Annotated in this window: 3 protein-coding genes and 1 pseudogene; 3 read left to right on the plus strand and 1 reads right to left on the minus strand. The window is 69.8% G+C overall.

Going from position 1 to position 3,366, the window contains the following annotated elements; genetic code table 11:
- Both ACWC9T_RS41245 and ACWC9T_RS41250 read left to right on the plus strand, forming a co-directional pair.
- Nucleotides 1-339: hypothetical protein (locus ACWC9T_RS41245; protein ID WP_449826154.1), on the plus strand; the 339-nt coding region annotated here is incomplete at its 5' end.
- 680 nt (nucleotides 340-1,019) lie between these two features.
- A pseudogene (locus ACWC9T_RS41250) lies at nucleotides 1,020-1,268 on the plus strand (nicotinate phosphoribosyltransferase); the annotation flags it as partial.
- Between the two features lie 1,230 nt (nucleotides 1,269-2,498).
- Here ACWC9T_RS41250 and ACWC9T_RS41255 read toward each other — a convergent pair.
- Complete coding sequence (locus ACWC9T_RS41255) at nucleotides 2,499-2,909, minus strand: hypothetical protein (RefSeq protein WP_449826155.1); 411 nt, start codon at nucleotides 2,907-2,909, stop codon at nucleotides 2,499-2,501.
- 341 nt (nucleotides 2,910-3,250) lie between these two features.
- Between ACWC9T_RS41255 and ACWC9T_RS41260 the strand changes: the two genes are divergently transcribed.
- Nucleotides 3,251-3,366 (plus strand): cold-shock protein (locus tag ACWC9T_RS41260; protein ID WP_449826156.1); only part of this gene is annotated, 116 nt, incomplete at its 3' end.

Consider the following 3,366-nt stretch of genomic DNA (forward strand, 5'->3'; position numbering starts at 1 on the left):
CTGGAGGATGCCTGGGAGCGCTGCCCTCTGGAGCGCGACACCATGATCGTGCGCCGGGGCAACGACTCGTCGACGTGGAACCAGGCCGCGCAGGCATGGAACACAGCGCGGGCGCACTGGTTGGCGCTGCTGACCGAGCTGGGTCGGGTGGAGGTCCTGGACCGGATCTGCCCCGGCAAGGTGCCCCGCCTGATGGCGGCCGATGTGGCGTACTGGCACCGCATGAGCGGTGGCGGGCTGCATCCGGACACCTACGTCTGGGCGGAGCTGCACCGCCGGCGGGAACGCCGGCGGGGGCGCGGACGTGGTGTCCGCGCTGGAGAAGTCACTTGCATCTGATCAGTCAGGGGTCGGACAAGTCGATCCAGCTGATCACGGCCACCGGATCGTCCGCTGGTCGCACGTCAGTGGCCGCCAGCAAGGCCTCAGACTCTGCCTTGCTCGACTGACCCAGCGCCGCACCAGGCGCAGTCGACGGGGGAGTGCATCAGGCTCACGAGGGCAGCGTACAGCGGCAATTGCTCAGGCCGGCGCGCGTGGTAGAGGTTCCCGACCGGGCCACACGTGCTGGGGCGCGCGAAGTGGCGGGTGCGGTCGACCTGCTGCGCAGTCCGCGTGGCCGAGCATGACGCTGACCTGCGGCTTCGCGGCGGTCTGCGCCGTCAGCCGCACGTGAGGCATGCGGCGTGGCCCGGTCCTCGGCCGACGCTGCGGCAGGGGCTGGATCGCCCCGGGCCCGGGGGTGGTGCGGCCGGTTGTCCCGGCCCGGTGAAGTGGGAGGCCGGTGGAGCGCATGACGGCTCCCGCGACCTTCGGTCTCTTCGTCCGCCGGCTGCCCCGGGGCGGGGCTTCCTGGTCGCGGCGGGCCTGGAGCCGGTACTGGACTATCTGGAGCAGGAGGATGTGGTGGTGTTCGCCGCTGCGCTACACCGCCCCTGCGATGACTTGGCGCTGCTGTTGGGGCTCGAGCTCCTGGCGGGGTGCGGGTGGTGCCGGAGGGGCGGATCGTGCTGGCCGACGACGTGTTCGCGGTGGGCGCCCTGGTCGGGGTGTCGGCGGACGCCCCGTACCTGGACTCGGCGTACAAGATGGTCGCCTACGACGGCCGACCGGCGATGAGGCTGTCCGCGGCGAAGGTGAGCGTGCCCGGCGCCGAGCAGGTCTACCGGCTACCCGGTCGCGCGGACATCGCCGCGCTGCGGGACGAGTCCGCGCCACGGGGAGGGCAGCCGCTGCTGGAGGACGGTGAGACAGGCGGCCGCCGTACGATCACCAGCACGCCGCGGTCGAAGCCGCGGGGCGTGCCGATCAGCGAGGACATGCCGTAGCCGAGGACGGACAGAAAGACGATCGGCTGCACGAAGCTGGAGAGGATCCGCGTGGTTGCGCGCGAAGCCCCGTCGGCATGACGCGGCCGCCGCGCTGCTGGACGCAGCCAAGGGCATGGCGCTCCCGGCGGTGAGCAATCAGGGGGGCACGGCGGATTCACCGAGGTGCTACTCGGCTTGGTCAGCCGGCCTGGTCAACCGGGCAGCGATGGGGCCGTTCGGCCCTGGTGCCGGGCGGGGGCGAGAGTACCATGGGAATTGGCCTGCAGGGCGAGCGAGGGAGTTCGACCGGATGGTCCCGGGTGATGGGCGGAGGCTCCGCGCGGGGCGTTTGTCGACGGTCGGGCTGAGAGGCTGGAAGGTCTGTGAGACCGGAAGGCGACCTCCATCACCTGATCCGGACAATGCCGGCGAAGGGAGCCCACCTTGCAGGTTTCCGTCTGCCCGCACGGCACTGCTGCGGGGCGCGATCAGTGACGAGGGACGACGGAGCAGCCGACGGGCCCGGTAGACGGCGGTGCGGTGTGCGACTTCATCGTTAGAACGGCGTAGAGCCGTAGCCCTGGACACCAAGCCACAGTTCACCGGTCTCCGTATCGGTGACCCTGAACAAGCCCTCGCGCCCATCGGGAAACTGAATGAGCCCCTGCCGGGTTTGTCGGAGTTCGAACGCGTGCTCCTCGCTGTCCGTGATGAGAGTGCCGCCCCAGGACGTCAGCGGGTTGTCCCCTGACGCGGATGACAGGTCAGCTTGGGCTCAACTCTCCGCAAATGACGATCACGGCGTCGTCGTAGGTGCTCATGGATCCAGCGTCCGCCCGCCTTGGCCGGTGCGCATCCGGACCCCGGGAAGCCCCGGCTCGGGGCTTCCCGGTTGTTCTGTTCAGTGGCGACGGCTCCACGGTCCGTCTCGTTCCAGCTCGTGCAGCTCTTGCCCCGTCTCGCAGCGGCGACAGCTCCGGCGACCGCGGCTTACGACCCTGCCGCGGTGGCCATCGCTCCGAATGGGGTGGCGGCTCGCACGGCCCGGCGCGGGTGGGCGTCGTCCACTCGTGCGGTCATGGCCGGAACGTCATGCCGAATGCCGCTCGGTGCGACCAGGTGACCGGGCCCGGTCGGCCCGTGCGGTGCGGCAAGGACTGACACTTCGCCAGGCACATGCCACTTCGGTCATGGCTGGCCTGTGGCGTGCGGCGGACTCCCCGGCCACACTTCGAACGCCTGCGAAAACCCCGTCGGCGGTCCAGCGCGGAAACGCGCGCGGATCAGCGCCTCGACCTTGACGACGGCATCGGCTCGACCGCTGAGCTCCACTTTCACCGGGCCGGCACCAGCATCTGCGAGGGCAACCGGCCGTGCGGTGGCTTCTGCGACCGGCGCCGACGCGTCCACCTGCCAGCGGGTGCGGACCACCTGATCGGCGGGTGAGACATAGTCCCTCGCTGTGCCAGGACCAGGGACGACGGTCAGCCTGAACGACTGCCCGACAGTGTCGGCGACCACATTCGCCACGGGTGGCGCGCCGGAGATCGACATGTGCACCATGGCGCTCGGTGCCCGTGAGCCACTGGTACTGGTCATCGCTCTCCTCCGAGGTCGGCTCCTCTCCCAGGGTCTGCCAGTGCGAGGCCCCCCGCATCCGTTCAGCAGGGGAGCCCCGCCCGTGTTCGCGACCGTAGGCGGCCTGACACGACCGAAGCGCGTACGGCGCCACAGCCGCGTCGCTTCGTGTCCGGTCCGGCTCCCTGGCTGCGGGATCCCCTGCGGTGTAACGTTTTGATCAAGCAGTCGTGGTTCCGAAGTTCTCGCCCGCGGTGACATGCCGTGGGCGTTCATGCTGTTCAACGCCTCTCCGGACCAAGGCGATCACCTCCGGGCCCGCACCAGTGGGACCCGATCAGCTTTCCTTGAAGGAGATGCGCATGGCTACCGGCACCGTGAAATGGTTCAACGCCGAAAAGGGCTTCGGCTTCATCGAGCAGGACGGCGGCGGCCCCGACGTGTTCGCCCACTACTCGAACATCGACGCCCAGGGCTT

Source organism: Kitasatospora sp. NPDC001159 (genome assembly GCF_053598235.1).

What these genes read in the sequence shown, in the direction of transcription:
- ACWC9T_RS41255 (WP_449826155.1), bottom strand. Translation starts at nt 2,909, where the DNA reads ATGACCAGTACCAGTGGCTCACGGGCACCGAGCGCCATGGTGCACATG.